The sequence below is a fragment of the Streptosporangium sp. NPDC000095 genome (assembly GCF_042899335.1).
Classification (GTDB): Bacteria; Actinomycetota; Actinomycetes; order Streptosporangiales; family Streptosporangiaceae; genus Streptosporangium.
Map to the genome: position 1 here is coordinate 193,212 of NZ_JBIAZS010000015.1, position 23,283 is coordinate 216,494.

At 71.0% G+C, this 23,283-nt stretch carries 19 protein-coding genes; 9 read left to right on the forward strand and 10 right to left on the reverse strand.

All coding sequences use genetic code 11. The annotated features are described in order from the left end of the window. Positions 1–16: 16 nt before the first annotated feature. Positions 17–1,228, reverse strand: a complete 1,212-nt coding sequence (locus ACFY3V_RS29770; protein WP_362896938.1) for an ROK family transcriptional regulator — start codon at positions 1,226–1,228, stop codon at positions 17–19. Positions 1,229–1,375: 147 nt separating this feature from the next. Here ACFY3V_RS29770 and zwf point away from each other — a divergent pair, with 147 nt between their 5' ends. From zwf to ACFY3V_RS29805, 7 genes are all read left to right on the forward strand, one after another. After that, positions 1,376–2,851: a glucose-6-phosphate dehydrogenase gene (zwf, locus tag ACFY3V_RS29775; protein WP_362896939.1), complete on the forward strand. Its 1,476-nt coding sequence runs from the start codon at positions 1,376–1,378 to the stop codon at positions 2,849–2,851. A 74-nt stretch (positions 2,852–2,925) separates the two neighbouring features. After that, the gene (gene edd / locus ACFY3V_RS29780) at positions 2,926–4,821 is read left to right on the forward strand and encodes a phosphogluconate dehydratase (RefSeq protein WP_362896940.1); all 1,896 of its coding nucleotides are present in this window, start codon (positions 2,926–2,928) and stop codon (positions 4,819–4,821) included. Between the two features lie 43 nt (positions 4,822–4,864). Next, a complete protein-coding gene (locus tag ACFY3V_RS29785; protein WP_362896941.1) occupies positions 4,865–5,821 on the forward strand; it encodes a glucokinase in 957 nt (318 codons plus the stop codon). Beyond that, the gene (eda, locus tag ACFY3V_RS29790; protein ID WP_362896942.1) at positions 5,818–6,429 is read left to right on the forward strand and encodes a bifunctional 4-hydroxy-2-oxoglutarate aldolase/2-dehydro-3-deoxy-phosphogluconate aldolase; all 612 of its coding nucleotides are present in this window, start codon (positions 5,818–5,820) and stop codon (positions 6,427–6,429) included. The genes ACFY3V_RS29785 and eda overlap by 4 nt, the downstream gene beginning before the upstream one ends. Before the next feature lie 115 nt (positions 6,430–6,544). Further along, positions 6,545–7,801, forward strand: a complete 1,257-nt coding sequence (locus ACFY3V_RS29795) for a TIGR03118 family protein (RefSeq protein WP_350949266.1) — start codon at positions 6,545–6,547, stop codon at positions 7,799–7,801. A gap of 385 nt (positions 7,802–8,186) precedes the next feature. Continuing rightward, positions 8,187–8,843 carry an AAA family ATPase gene (locus ACFY3V_RS29800; RefSeq protein ID WP_362896944.1) on the forward strand — a complete coding sequence of 219 codons (657 nt, stop codon included), beginning with the start codon at positions 8,187–8,189 and terminating at the stop codon, positions 8,841–8,843. Positions 8,844–8,910: 67 nt separating this feature from the next. Beyond that, entirely contained in the window at positions 8,911–9,237 is a 327-nt protein-coding gene (locus tag ACFY3V_RS29805; RefSeq protein WP_362896945.1) for a cupin, read from the forward strand. Between the two features lie 40 nt (positions 9,238–9,277). Here the strand turns inward: ACFY3V_RS29805 and ACFY3V_RS29810 are convergent, their stop codons facing one another. The 3 genes from ACFY3V_RS29810 to ACFY3V_RS29820 form a co-directional block, all read right to left on the reverse strand. Beyond that, entirely contained in the window at positions 9,278–9,979 is a 702-nt protein-coding gene (locus tag ACFY3V_RS29810) for an NAD-dependent deacetylase (RefSeq protein ID WP_389778128.1), read from the reverse strand. Between the two features lie 11 nt (positions 9,980–9,990). Then, positions 9,991–10,521, reverse strand: coding sequence for a hemerythrin domain-containing protein (locus ACFY3V_RS29815; protein WP_389778130.1), 531 nt, complete (start codon positions 10,519–10,521; stop codon positions 9,991–9,993). 83 nt (positions 10,522–10,604) lie between these two features. Beyond that, positions 10,605–11,057, reverse strand: a complete 453-nt coding sequence (locus tag ACFY3V_RS29820; protein ID WP_362896948.1) for an Lrp/AsnC family transcriptional regulator — start codon at positions 11,055–11,057, stop codon at positions 10,605–10,607. Positions 11,058–11,169: 112 nt separating this feature from the next. On the opposite strand from ACFY3V_RS29820, the gene ACFY3V_RS29825 reads away from it, so the two are divergent. Further along, positions 11,170–14,658 carry an indolepyruvate ferredoxin oxidoreductase family protein gene (locus ACFY3V_RS29825; RefSeq protein ID WP_362896949.1) on the forward strand — a complete coding sequence of 1,163 codons (3,489 nt, stop codon included), beginning with the start codon at positions 11,170–11,172 and terminating at the stop codon, positions 14,656–14,658. Between the two features lie 106 nt (positions 14,659–14,764). Here ACFY3V_RS29825 and ACFY3V_RS29830 read toward each other — a convergent pair whose 3' ends face one another. Together ACFY3V_RS29830 and ACFY3V_RS29835 are read right to left on the reverse strand one after the other, a co-directional pair. Continuing rightward, positions 14,765–15,775 carry a carbohydrate kinase family protein gene (locus tag ACFY3V_RS29830; protein WP_389778133.1) on the reverse strand — a complete coding sequence of 337 codons (1,011 nt, stop codon included), beginning with the start codon at positions 15,773–15,775 and terminating at the stop codon, positions 14,765–14,767. Between the two features lie 14 nt (positions 15,776–15,789). Continuing rightward, on the reverse strand, positions 15,790–16,860 hold the full coding sequence (locus tag ACFY3V_RS29835) for a LacI family DNA-binding transcriptional regulator (protein WP_362896951.1): 1,071 nt from the start codon (positions 16,858–16,860) through the stop codon (positions 15,790–15,792). Between the two features lie 294 nt (positions 16,861–17,154). Between ACFY3V_RS29835 and ACFY3V_RS29840 the strand changes: the two genes are divergently transcribed. Further along, entirely contained in the window at positions 17,155–18,444 is a 1,290-nt protein-coding gene (locus ACFY3V_RS29840; protein WP_350949274.1) for an ATP-binding cassette domain-containing protein, read from the forward strand. A gap of 66 nt (positions 18,445–18,510) precedes the next feature. Here ACFY3V_RS29840 and ACFY3V_RS29845 read toward each other — a convergent pair whose 3' ends face one another. From ACFY3V_RS29845 to ACFY3V_RS29860, 4 genes are all read right to left on the reverse strand, one after another. Beyond that, positions 18,511–19,236 (reverse strand): hypothetical protein, encoded by a 726-nt coding sequence (locus ACFY3V_RS29845; protein WP_362896952.1) that lies wholly within the window; start codon positions 19,234–19,236, stop codon positions 18,511–18,513. 228 nt (positions 19,237–19,464) lie between these two features. Continuing rightward, a complete protein-coding gene (locus ACFY3V_RS29850; RefSeq protein ID WP_389778137.1) occupies positions 19,465–20,103 on the reverse strand; it encodes an amino acid-binding protein in 639 nt (212 codons plus the stop codon). A gap of 94 nt (positions 20,104–20,197) precedes the next feature. Next, on the reverse strand, positions 20,198–21,418 hold the full coding sequence (locus tag ACFY3V_RS29855; protein WP_389778139.1) for a hypothetical protein: 1,221 nt from the start codon (positions 21,416–21,418) through the stop codon (positions 20,198–20,200). A gap of 296 nt (positions 21,419–21,714) precedes the next feature. Beyond that, positions 21,715–23,274: a condensation domain-containing protein gene (locus ACFY3V_RS29860; protein ID WP_362896955.1), complete on the reverse strand. Its 1,560-nt coding sequence runs from the start codon at positions 23,272–23,274 to the stop codon at positions 21,715–21,717. Positions 23,275–23,283 lie beyond the last annotated feature (9 nt).

Consider the following 23,283-nt stretch of genomic DNA (forward strand, 5'->3'; position numbering starts at 1 on the left):
CTCCAGACGAGAGGGCTCAGACGAGGGAGCGGACGGAGCGGACCGAGCGCGGCGGTTGCCAGCCGGCGGAGTCGACGGCCTCGGGCGACAGGATGTGGTCCAGGACCATGTGGGCGCAGCCGATGATCCCGGCGCTCGGGCCGAGCCGGCTGCGCTCTATCCGCAGGTTGCGGGTGGCCAGCGCCGTCGAGCGGCGGTAGATGACCTCGCGGACCCCCGAGACCATCGGCTGGAAGGTCTCCGCGACGTCTCCGCCGAGAACGACCACCGAGGGGTTGAGCAGGTTGACCGCGCTGGCGACGACCTCGCCGAGCATCCGGGCGGCGTCGCGGACCACGGTCATGGTCTCCGCGTCCCCTGCCCTGACCAGGCTCACCACGTCGGCGAGACTCGTGACCTCGTGCCCCCTGGCCCGGAGCTGACGCAGGATCGCGGTGCCGCTGGCGACGGAGTCGACGCAGTCGATGTTGCCGCAGCGGCACAGGACGCCCCCGCCGTCGCGGACCGGGATGTGCCCGATCTCCCCCGCGGCGCCCAGCGCCCCCCGCAGGATCTCGCCCCCGGCGATCACTCCGGAGCCGATCCTGGTGGACACCTTGATGAACAGCAGGTCGTCGGCCTCGCCCGCGTAGACCTCGCGGTGCTCACCGATCGCGATGACGTTCACGTCGTTGTCGAGGAAGACGGGGGCGGGGAAGCTCTCGGCGATGATCGGCGGGATGGCCACACCGGTCCAGCTGGCCATGATCCGGGCGCTCTCGGTGCGACCGGCCGCGAACTCCACCGTGGCGGGGACCCCCAGGCCGACGCCGCGGACCAGGGAGACGGGGCGGTCGCCGAGCAGCTCGCTCCAGCTCCGCATGACCAGCGGCAGGACGACGTCCGGCCCCTCCTCCACGTCCACCGAGAGGGCGGTGTCGGCCAGCACCTTGCCCGCGAGGTCGCAGACGGCGACCTGTGCGCGGCTCGCGCCGAGAGAGCCGACCAGGACGACCCCGCCTGAGGCGTTGAAGACCAGGCGGGTGGGCGGGCGGCCTCCGGTGGAGGGGCCCTCACTGTCCTCCACGACGAGGCGCCGCTCCAGCAGCTCGGTGACGCGCAGGGACACGGCGGGTCTGGACAGGCCGGTGACACGCCCTATGTCCGCTCGGGTGGCGGCCTCGCCCGAGCGGATGAGGCGCAACACCTCACCGCTGGTGGCCAGCGCGGCAGCGGGACGTCGAGGCATCCGCCAAGTGAATCACACCCACTTAGGAAATGAAAACTTCCTACTTTCTCATCTCAAATTACAAAACTCCGCTTGTGTAGAGCGCAAGATCTAGCTAGTGTCCGATCTATCCCCAAATTCGATAGATCATCACGGAGAGTTCCCCCGATGTCCGAGACCCCGCAACCCGCCGACCTCATCGTCTTCGGCGGCACCGGCGACCTCTCCATGCGGAAACTCCTCCCGGCGCTCTACCACTCCGACCGGGACGGACGTCTCGCCCCCGAGACCCGCGTGATCGCGATGTCCCGCGGCGGGCTCGACGACGCCGACTTCCGCGGCAAGGTGGACGCCGCGATGCGCGGCTCGGTGCCGCAGGACGACCTCGACACCTGGCGGCGCTTCCTCGGCCGCCTGCACCACGTCACCATCGACATCAGCGGCCAGGACCCCACGGGGTGGACGAGACTCGCCAGGACGCTCGACGGGCACGAGCGCCGCGACCGGGTGTTCTACCTGGCCAGCCCGCCCATGACATTCGGCCCGTTCTGCCGCGAGGCGCACCGCGCCGGCCTGGTCACCCCCGCCTCGCGGGTGGTGCTGGAGAAGCCGCTCGGACGCGACCTGCGCAGCGCGATGCGGATCAACGACGAGGTCGGCGCCATCTTCGACGAGCGGCAGATCTACCGCATCGACCACTACCTGGGCAAGGAGACGGTCCAGAACCTCCTCGTGCTCCGGTTCGCCAACGCGTTCCTGGAGCCGATCTGGAACTCCCTGTGGATCGACCACGTCCAGATCACCGTCGCCGAGACCGTCGGCACCCCCGGCCGTCGCGGCTACTACGACCACGCCGGCGCGCTGCGCGACATGGTGCAGAACCACCTGCTCCAACTGCTGTGCCTGGTGGCGATGGAGCCGCCGTCGCGCAACGACCGCGAGTCGATCCGCGACGAGAAGGTCAAGGTCCTCCAGGCGCTGCGGGCCATCACCGGCGGCGAGGTGGACCGTTTCACCGTGCGCGGCCAGTACACGGCGGGCGAGTCCGGCGGCGTCCCGGTACCCGGCTACCTCGACGAGCCCGACAACACCGCGCCCACCGACGACTCCCGCCGGGTGGAGACCTTCGCCGCGATCCGCGCCGAGGTGAGGAACTGGCGCTGGGCCGGGGTTCCGTTCTACCTGCGTACGGGCAAGCGCATGCCGCAGCGCTGCTCGGAGATCGTGGTGCAGTTCAAGGACGTGCCCCACTCGATCTTCCCCGGCAGCACGCCGAACCGGCTCGTGCTGCGGCTGCAGCCGAGCGAGGGCATCCAGCTGAACATCATGGCCAAGGAGCCCGGCGCGGGCGAGGTGGCGCTCAAGCCCGTCCCGCTGAGCCTCAGTTTCGCCGAGACCTTCACCGGCCGGGTGCCCGAGGCCTACGAGCGGCTGCTCATGGACGTCCTCGCCGGCAACCCGACCCTGTTCATGCGGCGCGACGAGGTCGAGGCCGCCTGGCGGTGGATCGACCCGATCCTCGACGAGTGGGAGTCCAGGGGAACCCCGCCCGAGCCGTATCCGGCGGGCAGCGCGGGACCCGCCACGGCCCACGAGCTCGTCGGCCGCAGCGGCCGCGTCTGGCACGAGGAGGGGGCGGAGTGAGCACGCGAGCCGACCGCCCTGCCCGAAGCGACCATCCCGGCAACGATGACGCCGACCACGATCGAGGAGTCCGGATGCACCCCGTGATCCAGGAGGTGACCGACCGTCTGGTCGAGCGCAGCCGCCCCAGCCGCACCGCCTACCTGAACCGGCTTCACGCCGAGGCCGAGGCGGCCCGCCTGCGCGGCCCCGCCAGGGCGAGCCTGGGCTGCGCGAACCTCGCGCACGGCTTCGCCGCCGTGGGCGAGAGCGACAAGCGGGACCTGCGCGCCAACGTCAAGCCCGGCGTGGCGATCGTGTCGAGCTACAACGACATGCTGTCGGCGCACCAGCCGTACGAGACCTACCCGGCGATCCTCAAGGCCGCCGTCAGGAAGGCCGGCGGCGTCGCGCAGTTCGCCGGGGGCGTGCCCGCGATGTGCGACGGCGTCACGCAGGGCCGGGCGGGTATGGAGCTCTCGCTCTACAGCCGCGAGGTCATCGCGATGGCCACCGCGATCGCGCTCTCGCACGACATGTTCGACGCCTCCCTCATGCTCGGCGTCTGCGACAAGATCGTTCCCGGCCTGCTGATCGGGGCGCTGCACTTCGGCCACCTGCCCGCGGTGTTCGTCCCCGCCGGACCGATGACCTCCGGCCTGCCCAACAAGGTCAAGGCCCGCACCCGGCAACTGTTCGCCGAGGGCAAGGTCGGCAAGGGCGAGCTGCTGGACGCCGAGGCGAAGTCGTACCACTCCCCCGGCACCTGCACCTTCTACGGCACCGCCAACTCCAACCAGGTCATGATCGAGGTCATGGGCCTGCACCTGCCGGGCTCGACGTTCGTCAACCCGCGCACCGAGCTGCGCGAGGCCCTGACGAAGGCCGCGGGCAGGCGGGCGGTCGAGCTGACCGCGCACGGCTCCGAGTACACCCCCGTCGGCGAGGTCGTCGACGAGAAGGCGATCGTCAACGCCTGCGTGGCACTGCTCGCGACCGGCGGCTCGACCAACCACACCATGCACATCGTCGCCATCGCCGCGGCGGCCGGCATCGAGCTCCTGTGGGACGACCTGGCCGCGCTGTCGAAGGCGGTGCCGCTGCTGACCCGCATGTACCCCAACGGCCACGCGGACGTGAACCACTTCCAGGCCGCGGGCGGCATGCAGGTGCTCATCGGCGACCTGCTGGACGCCGGACTGCTCCACCGCGACGTGCTCACGATCGCCGGGCGCGGGCTGGACCACTACCGCTCGGCCGCCGAACTCAAGGAGGGCGAGCTGGTCTGGCAGGAGCGCACCGAGGGCAGCACCGACCCCGACGTGCTGCGCCCGGTCTCCGAGGCGTTCTCCGCCGACGGCGGCATCCACATGCTCGACGGCAACCTGGGCCGCGCGGTCAGCAAGGTCTCCGCCGTCAAGGACGAGCACCTCGTCATCGAGGCCCCGGCCAAGGTCTTCGACGACCAGCTTCAGCTGCTGCGCGCCTTCGACGCGGGCGAGCTGGACGGGCAGGACTTCGTGGCGGTCATCCGCTACCAGGGGCCGAGCGCGAACGGCATGCCGGAGCTGCACAAGCTCACCCCGCCGATGGCGGTGCTGCTGGACAGGGGGCAGCGGGTGGCGATCGTCACCGACGGCCGCATGTCCGGCGCGTCCGGCAAGGTCCCCGCGGCCATCCACCTGTCGCCCGAGGCCGCCGACGGAGGCCCCATCGCGCTGGTACGCGACGGCGACCCCATCCGCCTCGACGCCGCCGCGGGCACCCTGGAGCTGCTGGTCGACGCCGAGGAACTGGCCGCCAGACCCCTTCAGGGCGCGCCGCTCACCGACGCCCAGTGGGTCGGCACCGGCCGCGAGCTGTTCGGCGCCTTCCGCCGCGCGGCGGGCCCCGCCGAGCGCGGCGCGGGCGTCTTCGCGCTGAACGGCCACGCCGAGGCCGTCGCGAACGGCACCCGCCCGGCGACCGCCCAGAGCGGGATCCGGGCGTGAGCGCGCACATCGTCTCCTTCACACGGTCCGCGAAGGAGATCTCGTGAGCCTTCCCTGGCTCGTCGCCGACATCGGCGGCACCAACGCCCGGTTCGGGCTGGTCACCGAGCCCGGTGGACAGCCCGAGGCGGTGGCCGTGCTCGCGGGCGCGGAACACGATGGCCTTCCCGAAGCCGTAGCCGCCTATATCGCAGATCATGCGGGCGGAGTTCAGCCGGGAGCCGCGTGCGTCGCGATCGCGGGGCCCGTGGAGGGCGACTGCTATCGGCTCACCAACTCCGGGTGGACCGGGTCGGTACGCGACCTGGGCATCCCGAACGCCTGGCTGCTCAACGACTTCGAGGCCCTGGCCGCGTCCCTGCCGTACCTGCGGGGCGACGACCTGGTCTCGCTGGGCGGTCCCGAGCCCTCGCACGGCGTCAAGGCCGTGCTCGGGCCGGGGACGGGTCTCGGCGTGGGCGGTCTGGTGCCCTCGGCCGAGGGATGGGTGCCGATCCCCGGGGAGGGCGGGCACGTCACGGCGCCCGTCCTCGACAGGCGGGACCACGAGATCGTCCGGGCACTGCGCGGAGACGGCCTGGAGCACGTGGTGGCCGAGCACCTGCTGTCCGGGCCGGGGTTGTCACGTCTGCACCGGGCCCTCGCGCTCGTCCACGGAACGGACGCGCCGGCACTGTCCGCCTCCGACATCGTGGCCCGGATGGACGACTCGCTGTGCGCGGAGACCGTCGAGGTCTTCTGCGCCATGCTCGGCACCTTCGCCGGGAACGTCGCCCTCACCCTCGGCGCGCGGGGTGGCGTCTACCTGGGCGGCGGCGTGCTGCCGCGTATCGTGGACCGGGTCCGCTCCAGCGACTTCCGCCGTCGCTTCGAGGCCACCCCGACCCTGAACGACTACCTTTCCGACATCGCCACGGTGCTGATCGTGGCCCCTCAACCCGCCCTCACCGGCGCGGCGGCCTGGCTGAGCCGGCGCCTGTCCACCATGGAGTTCGCATGAGTCTGCTCGACATCGCCCCGGTCGTCCCGGTCGTCGTGATCGACGATCCGGAGACCGCGGTCCCCCTGGCCCGAGCCCTGGTCGCGGGCGGCCTGCCGGTCATCGAGGTGACCCTCCGCACCACCGCCGCCCTGGACTCCATCACGCGCATCGCCGCCGAGGTCCCGGAGGCGGTGATCGGCGCCGGCACCATCCGCACCCCGGCCGACGTGGCGGCCTCCGTCGCGGCCGGTGCCAAGTTCCTGGTCAGCCCGGGAACCACCCCGGGGCTGGTCGACGCCATGGAGGTGAGCGGGGTGCCGTTCCTGCCCGGTGTGGCGACCGCCTCCGAGGTCATGGCGCTCGCCGACCGCGGGGTGACCGAGATGAAGTTCTTCCCCGCCGAGGCCGCCGGCGGTCTGCCGTACCTGAAGGCACTCGGCGGCCCGTTGCCGCAGGTCACGTTCTGCCCGACGGGTGGCATCAAGCTCGCGACGGCCCCCGACTATCTCGCGTTGCCGAACGTCGGGTGCGTGGGCGGCACCTGGCTCACCCCGGCCGACGCGCTCGCCGACGGCGACTACTCGCGCATCGAGAAACTGGCCGCCGAGGCGGCCGCCCTCCGCTGACTCCCCCGTCCCCGCGAATCCTCCCGGGTGCCGGCCCTGGAGAAGCGGACTGAACCGCGCACGGACCCCACGCGTATCTCGCGGCGAAAGGCACTCCCTCACAGAGGAGCCATGAATGCGAGTACGCACCGTCACGATCTGCGCCACGGTCCTGGTCATGGGCGTCGCCGGTACGGCGTCCGCCGGGACCCATCAGGCGCGGGCCGGAGCGAAACAGGCCGGGACCGCGAGCGGCCCCGAGAAGGCCGGTCAACAGAGCCTGCGAAAGCATTTCGCGGTCACCAACCTGGTCTCGGACGTCAGCGGACGGGCCGCGGTCACCGACCCCGCGCTGGTCAACCCGTGGGGACTGGCGATGGGCAAGACCCTCTGGGTCTCGGCCACGGGCACCGGCCTGGCCACCGTCTACTCCGGCGGCGCGGGCACCGTGAAGCAGGAGAAGACCCAGGTCCGCGTCCCCGGCGGCAGGCCCACCGGGCAGGTCGTCAACATGGGCGAGGAGTTCGTCGTGAAGGGGCCCGGTGGTTCCGGGCCGGCCACGTTCATCTTCGCCAGCCCCAGCGGGGCGATCACCGGCTGGAACGCCGAGGCCGACCCCGACGACGCGATCATCAGCGCGTTCGTCAAGGGCGCCGACTTCAAGGGCCTCGCCCTCGCCCAGACGAACCGGGGGCCGATGCTGCTCGCCGCCGACTTCGCCCGCAACCGGATCCACGTCTTCAACGGCGACTTCGACCGGATCTCGATGGGCCGCCGCGCGTTCCAGGACCCCGGCCTGCCGGAGAACTACGCGCCGTTCAACGTGGAGGTCGTGGGCAACTCCGTGCTCGTCGCGTATGCCAAGCGCGACCCCGAGACCGGCAAGTCCGTGGCCGGGCAGGGCAAGGGGTTCGTCAGCCAGTTCAACGGCTCCGGCCGGTTCCTCGGCCGCTTCGTCGCGCGCGGAGCCCTCAACGCCCCCTGGGCGATGACGCTGGCCCCGAAGAACTTCGGCAACCTCTCCGGCGCCCTGCTGGTCGGCAACTTCGGCGACGGCCGCATCAACGCCTACAACCCGCGCAACGGCCGCTCGCTCGGCCCGCTGCGCTCCTCCGACGGCAGGCCCATCACCCTCGGCGGCCTGTGGGACCTGGAGCCAGGTACCGAGACCGTCGGCGGCACGAACTCCCTGTGGTTCAGCGCGGGCAGCGACGGCGGTACGCACGGCCTGCTCGGCCTGATCAGGCCTGGCGGAGCGGCCACCTCGACGACCTCTCCCACGGGCGGTTCCTCCCCCACGCCCTCCTCGCACCCGAGTTCCCACAACTCCGGTTCCAACAACTCCGGCAACTCGAACAACTCCGGCTCCAACAACTCCGGTTACAACTACTGACGGACCACCGACGGGCGTCAGGCCCAGGGCTTTCCCGGCGGCGCCGGCACCCCTGCACCAGCGGACCACGAGGCCGAGCCGGCAGATCGGCCCGTACGGATCGCGGGAGGGGTGCCGGCGCCGCGGCGCGTCCGGAAGAGTCACCCTCCATGAACGCGAGATCGCCCGCTTTCCTTTAACCTTGAACGAACGAGGGGAGTACTTCCCAAAGACCGACCCGGTCAGTACGGACGCCCTGTGGCGTCCCCGGACGGTCGCCCGCGAGCCGCGGGTGAAGGAGACCTCGAATGGCCGAGCGCATTCGAGGAGCGAGCATGCCCCCTGACACCCCCTCCCCCTCCGGGCGCCGTCCCACCGGTGTCTCCCCCGGAACGCGGGACACGGCATGAGTGAAGCCCCCCACACCAGCGAGGTGCACGTGATGGCCACCACACCGGCCAGCGGGCCCTCCGCCGGGGATCTGCGCTATCCGGCCGGATCGCTGGTGCTCCTCGCGGGGATCCCCGGCGCGGGCAAGAGCACCCTGCTCGACCGTCTGTACGGGCTGCGCGGCGACGAGAGGGAGCCGGTGCGCGCCGGTGACGCCTTCGTCATCGACTCACGCCAGTCCCGCAACTGGTGGGCCCCCTACCTGGGACCGATCCCGCAAAGAGCCCGCGTCCCGCTCGTGCACACCACCCACGCGGTGCGGATCGCCCGCGCCATGTGGAAGGGGCACGCCGTCGTCGCGCACACCCGCGGCACATGGCCGCACATCCTGTACGGGTTCGCCTGGCTGGCCCGCAGGGCCGGTAACGAGGTCCACCTGATCCTGCTCGACGTGGAGCCGAGGCTCGCCCGCGAGGGGCAGCTCTCGCGCGGCCGGGTCGTCACGAGCGCGACCTTCGCCCGGCACTGCCGCCGCTGGCGGGTGCTCGTCGAGCGTGCTCGCGGCGGCTCGCTCCCCCCCGCGGCGAGCGTCACGATCCTCGACCGTCCCGCCGCGGACCTGCTTCGGACCATCCGCTTCGACGGGCGGCCCTCCGCCCGGCGGGACGGATGACTTTACCTTCGCCTGGCTCTGCGCCTCGTCCGGCCAGGGCAGGTACACAGCGACCGGAAGGAAACCGATGACCGACGTACTGGCTCTCGCCCAGGAGCATCTCAGCCTCGCCAGGGCGAGCGCGCACGGCCGCAGCGCCCACACCTACCTCAACGAGGGCACCCTGCGCCAGGCGGTCATCGCGCTGACCGCCGGGACGGCCCTCGGTGACCACGAGGCCGCGCCGGCCGGTAGCCTGCACGTCCTGATGGGGCGGGTACGGCTCGTCGACGACGAGCGGACCGTCGAACTCGGCGAGGGCCACACGGCCCCGATCCCACAGCGGCGGCACTCGCTGGAGGCCGACGAGGAGTCGGTGGTCATCCTCACCAGCGTCGTCAACATCGGCGACTGAGGAGGTTCACGCCCGCCCTCCTCGGGTGGGCACAGCTCTCTCAGGTGAGGGACGAGCACAGGCGCGGGACGGCGACGCCGATGGGGTCGTGGATCACCTCGTCGGCCAGGTGGTCGTACGGGGTCGGCTCGGCGTTGACGACGACCAGCCGGGCACTCGCGCGCACCGCCACCTCCACCAGGGAGGCCGCGGGCTGCACCCGCAGCGAGGAGCCGACGGCGAGGAACACCTCGCACTCCTCGGCCGCCTCGACCGCGCGGGTGAGGACGACCGGGTCGAGGGACTGGCCGAACATCACGGTGGCCGTCTTGACGATGCCCCCGCACTCGTGACAGGCGGGGTCGCTCTCGCCCGCGTCGATCCGGTCGATCGCCTCGCGTGTGGTGGAGCGAGCGCCGCAGGCGGTGCACAGTGCGCCGAACATGTTGCCGTGCAGTTCCAGCACCCGTTCGGGCGGCGACCCGGCCCGCTGGTGCAGGCCGTCGACGTTCTGCGTGACGATCCACGCGTCCGGCAGGGCGGCCAGGGCACGATGAGCCGCGTTCGGCTCGGCCTCCCACGCGGGGTTGTCGCGGCGCATCAGCCACGAGCGCCGCCGGATCTCGGGATCGGCCATGTAGTAGTCGTAGGTGACGAGTTTCTCGTGGTCAGGGTCCCTGCGCCACATGCCGTTCGGCCCGCGGTAGTCGGGGATCCCCGACTCGGTCGAGATCCCCGCACCCGTCAGCACCGTCACCCTCATGACGAGTGATCCTAGCCAGCCGCAGGCTCGTCCTCGTCGTCGATCAGCAGGAAGTCGGGCCGGTTCTCGCGCCACTCGGGCACGTCCATCGAGTTGAACACCGAGATGAGCTTCTTCTCCTCATAGATGAAGTGCGTCTGCATGATCGCCGACAGCGCCCCCACCTCCTCGCGCACCTTGGCGGCCGTGACCGGGTCGGGTCTCTCCGGGAGGGCCTCGAGGAGTTTCCGCAGATTCCCCAGCAGCCAGTCCAGCTGGTTGTGGTCCGCGCGCAGCTCGGAGAGCACCTTGCGCAGCTCGGGGAACTCCTCGGCGATCATCGGGAACGCGCCCCTGTCCTCACCGGTGTGGTGGCGCGTCAACGCGGTGCAGAAGGAAAGACAGTGGGCACGCAGGTCCCGTGGCGGGAGCCCTTTGCCGTCGAAGTAGTCGTCGACGCTGTCCTGGAGGTCCTCCAGCATCTCGCGAAGCCAGATGTGCACTTCGAGCAACTGGGTGCCCATGGCGGTGAGACGGTCGCCCGCCCCTGAACGTGCGTTCACACTCCTCCTTTTCTACGGGTACTTCCCCGGGAAGCCCTGGGGAGGATGGCGCATTCCGGGTGGTCCTGACGGCGGCCGGAAGCTCAAAGGGGCAGGATGCCGCCGGGCTTGAGGGCTTTCATGGCGATCTGGGAAGTGAGCTTGTCGAGACCGGGCAGGCGGCCGAGCTTCTCCAGGCACAGCTGGCTGTAGGCGTCCATGTCGGGCACCGCCACCCGCAGCACGTAGTCGGGGCGGCCGAACATGCGCAGGCACTCCACCACGTCGTCGATCTCCATCACGGCGGCCTCGAAGGCGGTGACCGTCTCGGCGTCCTGGCCCTCCAGCTCGACGTAGGCGACGACCTGGAAGCCCCGCCCCACGGCCACCGGGTCGATCACGGCACGGTAGCCGGTGATCACTCCGGTCTCCTCCAGGTTGCGGACCCGGCGCAGGCACGGCGAGGGGGTGAGCCGCACCCGTTCGGCCAGCTCCAGGTTGCTCAGCCGCCCCTCCACCTGCAGGAGACCGAGAATTGCGCGATCCGTCACATCCATGACATCGGATGCTAACGGGAGGTCCTCCCCCCGGAAAGTTTGACATCGAATTTTGTTCTACCTGGCATAACCTTGCGGCACTGCAGGAGCGCCGACGACGGGACGACAAACCATGACGATCTTCGCAGACGCCCGTGAGATCTCCCCCGACGACCGCTACCTGCTCGACGAGAGCCAGGTCTTCATGACCGGCACCCAGGCCCTGGTGCGGGTCATCCTCGACCAGATGCGCGCCGACAGGGCCGCGGGCCTGCGTACCGGCGCGATGGTGTCCGGCTACCCCGGCTCCCCGCTCGGTGGCTTCGACCAGGAGCTGGCCCGCTCCCACCGGCACGCCGAGCCGCTCGGCGTCGTGCACCGCCCGGGGCAGAACGAGGAACTCGGCGCCACCGCCGTCTGGGGCAGCCAGCTCGTGCCCGCGCTTCCCCGTCCGCGCACCTCCGGCGTGCTGGGCGTCTGGTACGGCAAGGCGCCCGGTGTCGACCGCGCGGCCGACGCGTTCCGGCACGGCAACTTCGTCGGCGCCCACCCCGAGGGCGGCCTGATCGCGCTCTGCGGCGACGACCCCACCTGCAAGTCCTCCACCCTCCCCTCGGCGACCGAGGGCACACTCGCCACGCTGGGCATGCCGATCGTCCATCCCGGCAGCGTCCAGGAGCTGCTCGACCTGGGACGCCACGCGATCGCGGCGTCCCGGGCCAGCGGCCTGTGGGTCGCGGTGAAGGCCGTCTCCAACGTCGTGGACGCCACCGGCACCGTGGACGTCGGGCGTGACCGGGTCGTCCCGGTCACGCCCGTCGTCGAGTACGAGGGCAGGCCGTACCGGCACGTGCCCGACGCCACCCTGCTCACCCCGTGGTCGCTGGAGATGGAGCGCACGCTCGTCGGCCCCCGCCTCGACCTGGCCCGCGCCTACGCCCGCGAGAACGGGCTCAACCGCGTCACCGCCGATCCCCGCGACGCCTGGCTGGGCATCGTCGCCTCCGGAACCGCCTACCACGACGTCCGCGAGGGCTTCCGCAAGCTCGGCGTCACACCGGAGGAGGCCGGTGTCCGCCTCCTGAAGATCGGCATGCTCTGGCCGCTGGACCCCGAGATCGTCCGGACCTTCGCCCGAGGACTGTCGGAGATCCTCGTCGTGGAGGAGAAGGCCCCGCTGCTGGAGACCTCGATCAAGGACATCCTGTACGGGACCGCCGACGCCCCGCGCGTGCTGGGCAAGCTCGACGAGAACGGCGCGCGGCTCATTCCCCCGCACGGCGCGGTCGACGCCGACCTGGCCGCCAAGGCCGTCGCCTTCCGGCTGCGCCGCAGGGGGCTGACCGACCTCGGCGAACGGGTGGCGAAGGGGCTCTCCGTCATCTCGCGCCCGGCACCGCTCACACTGCTCGCGCCCAAGCGCACCCCCTTCTTCTGCTCGGGCTGCCCGCACAACCGCTCCACCGCCGTCCCCGACGACGCGCCCGTCGGCGCCGGGATCGGCTGCCACACGATGGTGGTGCTCAACCGCGAGGGCAAGGGCACGCTCACCGGCCTGACCCAGATGGGCGGCGAGGGGGCGCAGTGGATCGGCCAGGCACCGTTCACCGACACCCCGCACATCTTCCAGAACCTCGGCGACGGCACCTTCCACCACAGCGGCTCGCTCGCGGTGCGGGCCGCGGTCGGAGCGGGCGTGAACATCACCTACAAGCTGCTCTACAACAGCGCGGTCGCGATGACCGGCGGCCAGACGATCACCCCGGCCCTGTCGGTGCCCGACCTGACCCGCTGGCTGGAGGCCGAGGGGGTGCGCAGGATCGTCGTCACCACCGACGAGCCGGAACGCTACCGGGGGGTCAGGCTCGCGGGCATCGCCGAGGTCCGCGACAGGACGGCACTGGAGGACGCCCAGCGCGAGCTGGCCGCGATCCCCGGGGTGACCGTCCTCGTCCACGACCAGCAGTGCGCGGCCGAGAAACGGCGGCTGCGCAAGAAGGGCGACCTGCCCGACCCCGTCAGGCGGGTCGCGATCAACCAGCGCGTCTGCGAGGGCTGCGGCGACTGCGGACAGAAGTCCGAGTGCCTGTCCGTGCTGCCGGTGGAGACCGAGTTCGGCCGCAAGACCGAGATCCACCAGTCGTCCTGCAACAAGGACTACTCGTGCGTGGAGGGCGACTGCCCGTCCTTCCTGACCGTGCTGCCCGCCACGAGGAAGGCCGCCTCCCGCGGGCGCGCATCAGTGCCCGCGCCGCCGGACATGCCCCTCCCCGAGGCGCGCACCGGGGACGCCTCGATCAGGCTGGTCGGCATCGGCGGCACCGGCGTGGTGTCGGTCGCGCAGATCCTCGGCACCGCCGCGATGCTCGACGGCAGGCGCTCGCGAGGACTCGACCAGACCGGCCTCGCCCAGAAGGGCGGCACGGTCGTCTCCGACATCCTCATCTTCGACGGTGACGGTGAGCGCTCGGCGCGGGGCGGGGCGGCCAGCGTGGACGCCTACCTGGCGCTGGACCTGATCGGCGCCACCGACCCCGCCCACCTGGCCGCCGCCGATCGTGACCGTACCGTGGCGGTGGTCTCCACCAGCCTGGTGCCGACCGGTTCGATGGTGCTCGACCCGTCCACCCACCTGACCGACCCCGGCTCGCCGATCGCCGCGCTGGAGTCGCGGACCCGGCGCGAGCTGAACGTCTACCTCGACGCCGAGGAGCTGGCCCAGGCACTGTTCGGCGACCACATGCCGGCCAACACGATCATCGTCGGGGCCGCCTGGCAGCGCGGGCTCATCCCGCTCGGCCTGGAGTCGGTCGAGCGGGCCATCCGCGCGGGCGGAGGCAGGGCCGCCGAGCGGACCGTCGCCGCCTTCCACTGGGGCCGCGCGGTGGTCGCCGCCCCCGAGGCCGTGGCGGCGGTGACCCGCCCCGCCGTCCCCGCCGCGCCGCTCCCCGACAGGTCGGCGGCACAGCTGGTCGACGCGGTCGCCGAACCCGGCGGCGAGCTGCACCGGATCCTCACCGTCCGGGTCCCCGACCTCGTCGCGTACCAGAACGCGCGCTACGCCGCCGGATACGTCGACGCCGTCCGCGCGGTCCTCGCCAGGGAGCGCGAGGTCTTTCCGGACGGCACCGCCGTCACCGAGGCCTACGCCAGGCAGCTGCACCGGCTGATGGCGTACAAGGACGAGTACGAGGTGGCGCGCCTGCACCTCGACCCGGCCGAGCGGGCACGGATCGCCGCCGAGTTCGGAGAGGGCGCGAAGGTCTCCTACAACCTGCACCCGCCGTTCCTGCGCGCCCTGGGCATGCGGCGCAAGCTCCGCCTCGGCCCCTGGTTCGACCCGGCCTTCCGCCTGCTGTACGGCATGCGCGTGCTGCGCGGCACCCGGCTGGACCCGTTCGGCCTGGGCGGGGTGCGCGCGACGGAGCGGGAGCTCGTCGCCGAGTACACCCGCGACGTGCACCGGGCGCTGGACCACCTGCGCCCGGCGACCGAGGAGCGGGTCCGCGAGCTCGCGGAGCTGCCCGCCATGGTGAGGGGGTACGAGCACGTGAAGCTGCGCAACGTGGCCGCCTACCGTGAGCGCGTGACCGCGCTCCTCGACGACCTGCGCGAGGGCTGAACGTCAGGGCGTGGGGACGACTCCCGTGCCGCCGGCGGGGGGCGACTCCCCGCCGGGCCGCTCGCGCGGCCTCACGGGGACCGGCTTCCCTGTCCGGCCGAGGAGGTCAGCGAACTTGTCGCGACACCTGAGCTCCGTCACCGAGCGCTCCCGCGCGGCCGAGGAGGTCCGGCTCGGTGATGGGGTTCTCGTGGGTGCCCTCCGACGTGCAGGCGTGGGCTCCGGCGACGGCGCCGAGCGGGATGGAGTCGTCGAGGGAGCGGCCGGAGAGCAGCCCGTACAGGACCCCCGAGACGAACGCGTCCCCGGCGCCGTTGCTGTCGGCCACCGGGCCCGGCAGGGGTGCGGCGGGGAAGGCGCGCGGTCCGTCCGCGTCCAGGACGTGGCAGCCCTCGGCGCCCTCCGTGCAGACCACGGCCCTCGCCCTGCCGCGCGCCAGGATGTCGCGCATGACCTCGTCGCGGCGCGGGCCGAGTGCGGTGGCCGACAGGAAGACCAGGTCGGAGGAGTAGGCGAAGTCCCTGTGGTGGTCGTTCTCGCCGTCCCAGTCGTGCAGGTCGGTGGAGACCGACCCGGTGCCCAGGGTGATCCCCGCCGCCGGTCCGGCTCCCGTCCCGGTGCCGCGGACCGGCTTGGGAGCGGTACGCGGGCCGGACCCGTCGCACAGGTCGGGGTAGACGTGCCGGGAGAAGTCGGTGATCGACACGTGGACGTGCCGGGCCGCGCGGACCGCGTCCAGGTAGAGCTCCCTGGGCAGTCGCTCGCCCGCCGCGGCGCGCGGGTCGAACAGCGAGGTGCGCCGCCCGTCCGGGCAGACGAGCAGGACGCTGCGCCGGGTCCCCTGCGGGGCGAGCGCCCAGCCGGTGTCCACCCCCTTCTCCTCGAAGTGGGCCCGGATGAACCTGCCCTGCGGGTCGTCGCCGATCAGGTCGACCAGCTTCACCCTCAGCCCGAGCGCGTGACAGCCGAGGGCGACACCGCTGCCGGTGTTGCCGATCCGGTCGATCACCGGGGGGACCGGGTAGGTGTCGGCGTACGGCAGGGGGAGCGAGGGCACGTAGGCGGTGGTGTCGACGCCGGTACCGCCGATGACGACGACGTCGTGGACAGCGTTCACCGTGTTCACCGTGTTCAACGTGTTCCCTTGACCAGGGGGCCCGAGCCGGTGGAGCGGCGGACGACGAGTTCGGGCTGGAACATCAGCTCGACGTGTTTGGCGCGGACGCCGTTGATCTCCTCCAGGAGGGTCGCCACCGCCGCCGAGGCCATCGCGCCGATGGGCTTGCGCACGGTGGTGAGCGGCGGATCGGTGAACGCGATCAACGGCGAGTCGTCGAACCCCACCACCGACACCTCCCCCGGCACCGACAACCCCCGATCCCGGCACGCCCGGATCGCCCCCAACGCCATCAGATCCGACGCGCACACGATCCCCGTACACCCCCGCGCCAGCAACTGCGCCGCCGCCGCCTGACCACCCTCCACCGAGAACAACGAATGCGAGATCCACTCGTCGACCTCCGTCACCCCCAACAACTGCGACATCGCCTGCCGATACCCCTCGATCTTCCTGATCACCGGCACGAACCTGCGCGGACCCACGGCGAGACCGATGCGCTCATGCCCGAGGTCGGCCAGATGCTGCACGGCCAGCCGGGCCGCGGCCCGGTCGTCCGGGGAGATGAACGGGGCCTCGACGCGCTCGCTGTAGCCGTCGAGCAGGACGATCGGCAGTCCGCGTTCGATCAGGCGGCTGTAACGGTCCATCTTCGCCGTGGTGTCGGCGTGCAGCCCGGAGACGAAGACGATGCCGCTCACCCCGCGGTCCATCAGGAGTTCGGTGAACTCGTCCTCGGGGGCTCCTCCGGGCAGCTGGGTGCACAGCACCGGGGTGTAGCCGTGCTGGGTGAGCGCCTTCTCGATGGCCTGGGCGAAGGCGGGGAAGATCGGGTTGTCCAGCTCGGGGGTGACCAGGCCGATCAGCCCGTTGCTGCGCTGGCGCAGCCGCTGGGGGCGCTCGTACCCCATCAGGTCCAGAGCCGTCAGCACCGCCTGCCTGGTCGACTGCGAGACACTGGGTTTGCCGTTGAGCACCCGGCTGACCGTGGCCTCGCTCACCCCGGCCTGCGCGGCGATGTCGGCCAGCCGTATCGTCGTCCCGTCGGAGCGGGATCGCGAGTTCTGAGGGAGCTCATCGTCCATCAGGAAGTCACCCCACCATGCGGCTGAACCGGGCGCGAACCGATCGGCGTCCGGCACCCTCCATGAAATTCGTTTCTGCAACTTTTCGCAAACTGTAACATTTCAACCCTCGTCTGGCGGTCTGGTCAGGGCTCCCTGTCACTGCTGGTCGTCACGTCGGGGAGCGGAGAAGTAACTAACAGATGAGCGATTTCTAACGACATCTATGGACACGCGGGTAAGTGTCGCGATGTACTACCTCATCAATCACACAGCTGGGATCCGGGCGGGGGCGCCCGGGAGGAACGAGCGCGCATGAGTACCGTCGTTCTCGACAACGTGAGCAAGGTATACCCGGGCGGATACCTCGCGATCGACCGCATGAGCCTGCGGGCCGAGAACGGGGAGTTTCTCGTGCTGCTTGGCCCTTCGGGCTGCGGTAAATCCACCCTGCTCCGGATGATCGCGGGCCTGGAGGAGGTCACCGAGGGAGACCTGTGGCTGGGCGGCACGCTCGCCAACGATCTGGCTCCCCGCGACCGCGACGTGGCGATGGTGTTCCAGAACGGTGCGCTCTACCCGCACCGGACGGTACGCGGCAACCTCTCCTTCCCCCTGGAGATAGCCAAGGCCGACCCCTCGCTGGTGAAGGAGCGGGTGACGGAGCTGTCCAAGGCGTTGCACATCGACGAGACCCTGGAGCGGCGTCCTGGAACGCTCTCCGGCGGCCAGCGCCAGCGGGTGGCGATGGGCCGCGCGATCGTCCGTCAGCCCTCCCTCTTCCTGATGGACGAGCCGCTCTCCAACCTGGACACGGGCATGCGCACCGAGCTCCGGATGGAGATCTCGTCGCTGGTCCGCTCCCTCGGAGTGACCACGATCTACGTGACGCACGACCAGGTCGAGGCCCTCACCCTGGCCGACCGGATCGCCATCATGAACCGCGGCGTCCTGCAGGACGTCGGCACCCCCGCACAGGTCTACAACGACCCGGCGACCGCCTTCACCGCGGCCTTCCTCAGCTCCCAGCAGATCAACCTGCTCGCGGCCACCGTCCGCACCCCGCAGAACCAGTTCATCCTGCTGGACTTCGGCCCGCACCAGATCATGATCCCCTGGACCGATCCCAGGGCGTACGTCATCTCACAGCACGTGGGCCGCCAGATCATCGTCGGCCTGCGTCCCGACTGCCTGGCCCCGGTCCCCGACAGCTTCGAGGGACCGACCTTCCTCGGCCGCGTCCGCGCCCTGGAGTACCACGGCCACGAGTGGCTCGCCTACGTCGAGAGCGGGCTCACCTCCGTGACCGTCCCCGAGCCTCCCGACCCCCGGCAGAAGATGAACGGCATGGGCGTCCCCCTCGTCGGCGGGCGGGTCCGTTCGGTGTTGCGGAGGCTGATGCCCAGTGCCATGTTCGACGAGGACGAGCCCCAGCCGGAGCAGGAGCAGGAGCGCTCCGGCGGCCACCGCCGGGCCGACCTCATCGTCCGTCTGGGCTCCCGGCCGGTCTGGCGGGCGGGAGAGCCCGCCAGGGTGGGGGTCGACGTCACCCGCCTGATGCTCTTCACCATGGACGGCGCCCGCATCGACCCGCCGCAGCGCTGAGACGACACCCACCCCGGCACCACCCCGGCACCGTCGTGGCGGCGGTCGTACGGGCGGGGGCGCCGGTCAGACCGTCCTGATCGTCTCGCCGATCCGGTCGAACAGCGCCTGCTCGCCCTCGGTGTCGGTGCTGAGCGTGACGATGCAGGTCTTGTCCTCGGCGGGCACGTAGTACTGGGTGCCCCGGATGTGGACGCCGTTGGTCTCGAACGAGTAGACGAGCCGTGCCGCCTCCTTGGAGCCGATCGGCACCCTCCTCGCCTCGACGACCTTGGCGCCGAGCTGTTCGAGCTGGGTTCTGGTCTCCTTGATCAGCTGCTCCGTCGAGATCTGCCGGCCGGCCTGGCAGAAGGCGTTGAGGTTGGTGGGAAATCCGTTCGCGGAGGGCCCGGCCGAGGCGCCGCCCGAGGCCCAGAGGCCCTTGTTGTCGACCAGGGTCTGCAGGCTCTCCTTGGCCTGCTCCAGCATGGGCCCCGACAGGCCGCTGTTCCTCAGTCCTTTGTCGAGGTCGTCCTTGGCCAGGTCGAGCGCGACCCAGTCCTTGGGGACCGCGACGACGACGCCGTTGGCGGGCCCTCCGATCAGCTTGAATCCTTCGGGCACGGATGCGGGGCTTCGCGTGGCGGTGGCACCGGGGGTCGCGCCCTGCCCGGGACCGGGGCTTCGCACCGTCTCCAGGCCCCGCGCGGGGGCGGCGTCCACGGCGACCGGTCCCCCGCTCCCGCAGGCCGTACTCACCCCCAGACAGAGCCCGAGCAGGCTCGTCGTCACGACGTGATGGCGCTTAGGCATCAGGCTGCCCTCCTCCCGGACCCGCGAGGGCCCGGTACCGATACGACCTGCGGCGTCTGTCGGGGGGAGAGCTGATGCGGGTGTGGGCGGCGACCATCGCCTCGCCGGGGAGCCGGCCCGCGACGGGCGGGACGGGGCACGATGGGCGGGAATGCCCGGTCACGGGAGTGGCATCAGGCCACTCCTCGTCTTCCTACCCCATAACCGACATATCGGAAACGCTGGCACTCAAGGAGTACGTCCCATGATGGAGACGATCTCCAGGACACGCATGGCACGGTCCAGCTCCGCGCGGTGGAAGGGCGGGCCGTCGGCCCTGGCCAGGATCAGGTGCCGGCTCGTCCCAGGCACCGGCAGGCTCATCAGCTGGTGCCGCCCCGAGCCGAGGACGGCGGGCCTCAGCGTGGCGAGATCGGTCACCTTGACACCGACGAGACCGCTCCCCTCGTCGAATGCCTCGGGTGCCTGCCAGCTGCGGTGCAGGAGCTCTCCGCTCTCCGGCGACACGATCACCGCCCAATCGGCGCTCACCAGGTCGGGCACGGCGTCCACGAGGGCGGCGAAGGCTCTGCCCGGATCGGCGGCGACATGCTTCAGCAGGTCGTAGTCGGGGGCGGCGCCGGGAATCTCCCGGGTGGGCCAGACGCCCTCGACGCGCATCCCGGGGACGCCGGAGAGGCGGTCCCGCACCGTCTCCGCGTCCACGGTGCCGGGCCAGGAGACGGTGAAGTCGTCCATCGCCCGGCCGAGTTCACGTTCCAGCACCGTCACCTGGAGAATGTCCGCGCCCAGCGTGCCGAGCACCCGGGCCGCCTGCCCCAGGGCGCCTGGCCTGTCGGGGAAGGAAACGCGTAGCCGCAACATCATGCCGATCACCTCACTCTGCGCACCAGACTGTCCTAGCCAGGTTTCACGGAGGTTCCAGGGAGATGTCCAAAATAAGACCTGAAATGGGTATAAGTCAGGACTGATAGGCCCCGGCGGCGGGAGACGCGGACAGCGCGGCGCCGGAGAGGTCACGGGCGAGCCCCGTGCCCCCGTACCAGTCGGGGCCGAGCTTGACACCGCGGCCGAGCGCCGGGGAACCGGGGCGCAGGCGCAGGTCCGTCCGGCTCCTGAAACGCGGATCGGCCATGATCGATCGGGGGCCGAGCTTGAACTTGCGGGAGCGGCCCTTGTAGACGCCCGCGTCCTCGTCGGCCCCCTTGCCGTCCTCGAAGCCCACCTCGCCGCCGACCACGATGATGTTGTTGCGCAGCTTCAGGATTCCCGGGGAGCAGCCGTCGTGACAGATCCAGCCGAGGGTTTTACGTGCGGGCAGGTAGACCGAGTTGTGCACCGCGACGGTGCCCTTCACCGGCCCGACCGCGTGGCGGGCGCCTCGGGTGACGAGGAAGGCTGCCCTGCGCGAGGAGGTGACCACATTGTGGGCGAAGACGTTGTCCGCGGCGGTTTTGCCCTTCTGCGCGCCGAGCTCGACGAAGGTCTCGTTGTTCCTGGCGATGTTGTGGGTGACCCGGTTGCGGTCGCCGTTGAACACCTCGACGGCAGCTCCGTCGGTGCCGTAGTCCTTGCTGGCGGCGTAGCTACCGGTGATCACGTTTTCCGTGACGAGGTTGTCGTCGCCGTTGAGCAGCACGCCGAACGCGCCGGAGTCGTCGTCGCCGCCCTCGGTGTTGACGCTCATGCGGTTGTTCTCGCTCAGCAGGCTGTTCTTGACGACGTTGTACCTGCCCATGAGGTGGACGCCGGTGATGTTGCGTTCGGCGATCACGCGGTCGAGCTCGTTGCGGTTGCCGCTGACCTCGAAACCGGCCCACCGGCAGTTGACGGCCCTCACCCCGACGACCCGCACGTAGGAACCCGTGATCACCACGCAGTCCTCGTCCCTGCCACTGATCCTCGGAGCCGTGCCCCTGCCGTAGGGCTCGACCACGATGGGGGCGGCGGCGGTACCCCTGCCGGACAGCGTGAGCACTCCCGGCCAGCTGCCGCCGCGCTTGAGACGCACGGTGTCACCGGCGCCCAGGGTGGCGGCGTTCACGTTGTCCAGGCTGCGCCAGGCCGTCGCGGCCGAGGTGCCTGCCGCGGCGTCGTCTCCCGCCCTGGAATCGACGTAGTAAACGGTACCCGCCGCCGCCACGGTGGCCTCGGGTAGTGCGACGAGTATGCCTCCCGCCAAGAAAGCCCCTGCCACCGGAGTGGCCCATCGTCTCGTCGATCTCATCCTGGTACGCTCCATCACCGTCACCACGGGGTGTGTCAGGCGCAGATCTTCGCACACCCGGGGTTTGGTCAGCGATCCCAAGGACGGACCCACAGCCAGCCGTTACTTTCGCTTCAACTGCGGGCTCCTGACAGGTCGGCGACGGTGTGGCTCCCGGCGGCCCAGCCGCCGGGAGGAGCGTCCGTCACGGTCGGGGCGGAGCCACCGGCCCGCCTACCGGCGGCTGCTGCCCGCGCAGCACGCGAGCGCCGCTAGGCCGCCCCCAGCGCGGGGAGGGGCTCGTCGGGGTGCTCGACCGCGATGCGGACATAGCGCTGGAAGGCCCCGGCGAGTTCGGCGGCTGTCCCGGGATCGTACCCGTAGTGGTTGTAGACCACGGCGGCGAACAAGGAGCCATCCCGCTGCTCCTCGACGATCAGCTCGGGAGCGCTGAGGTCGAGTTCGCCCGGGTTCGCCGCCCAGTCGAGCCCCTCCTGTTCGCGGGGGAAGGGGAACGCCTCCGACATCAGGCCGGGGAAGTGCGGGGCGCCGAAGCTCTCGTAGTGGATCCTCGAGGGGAACGGCACCCTCAGCCTGGTCTCCAGGTAGGAGTGGAACTGGTGCGTCACCGCCCCCACCGACACCTCCCTGACCCGGTCGAGCAGCTCGGAGTAGGCGGGCTCTCCCGAGGCGTCGAAGCGCAGGACGAGCGACTGCACCAGGCAGCCGATCAGCGCCTCATGTTCGGGCGCGGTACGGCCCGGCACGGGTGACATCACCACCAGATCCGTCATCCCCGTCCACTGACGAAGCAGCCAGGTCCAGCATGCCGCCACCGCCATGAACGTGGTCGCGCCCCGCGCCTGGGCGGTCTCCCGCAGACCGCGGGCCAGCCCCGCGTCGATCTCGAAGGCGTGCCTGCGCCGGGAGAACAGGGCGGTGTCCCGGCGACCGGGGAACGGCGTGAGGTCGCGGGGGGCGCCGTCCAGGACCCGGTCCCAGTAGGCCCGGTTGCGCGGCCATTGCTCCCGGGCGAAGACGCAGTGGTCGGCGTAGGTCATGGGCAGCGGGCGCAGCGGGCTGGGATGGCCGGTTCGCAACGCCGAGTAGACGACACCCAGTTCCCTGAGCATGACGCCCAGCGAGAACCCGTCGAAGGCGAAGTGGTGCACGGCGAGAACCAGCACGTGGTCGTCCTCGCTGACCCGCACCACCAGCGCCCGGACGAGCGGGCCGCGCAGCACGCTGTCCAGACGCATGCGCTCCTGCCAGACGATCCGCTCTGCGTCGCGCTCGCGCTCCGACGGCGTGTCACCGGAGGCCGCGACCTCGGCTACCTCGGGAGGCAGCTCGTCCGCGACCAGGACCTGCCCCGACGCGGTGACGACGGTGCGCAGCGGCTCGTGCCGGGCGATCACCGCCTCCAGTGCCCGGGTGAGGAGCGGCACGTCGAGGGCGTCACGGATACGGATCGCGGTGGCGCAGGATCCTATGTCGCGGACCGGATCGCCCTCGAACATCCAGTGCAGGAACTCCTCCTGCTGGGTGCTGAGCACCGTTCCTTCGCCCGTCTTCGGAGCGGCCGCGGCCGGGGTGGCCGAGGCGCGGGCGTCGTCGATCCAGCGGGCCTGTCCTCCCAGTTCAGGCCGGTCGAAGGCGAGGGCCGGGGTGACAAGCACCCCCAAACGGTCACCGATCAAGGAGGCCAGCTGGGCGGCCCTGAAGGAGTCGCCGCCCAGCTCGAAGAAGTTGTCGCCCGGGGCCACCTCGGAAACACGGAGCACCTGACGCCACAGGGCGCCCAGCTCCGTCTCTGTGCTCTGCGCGGTCATTCTTCCTCC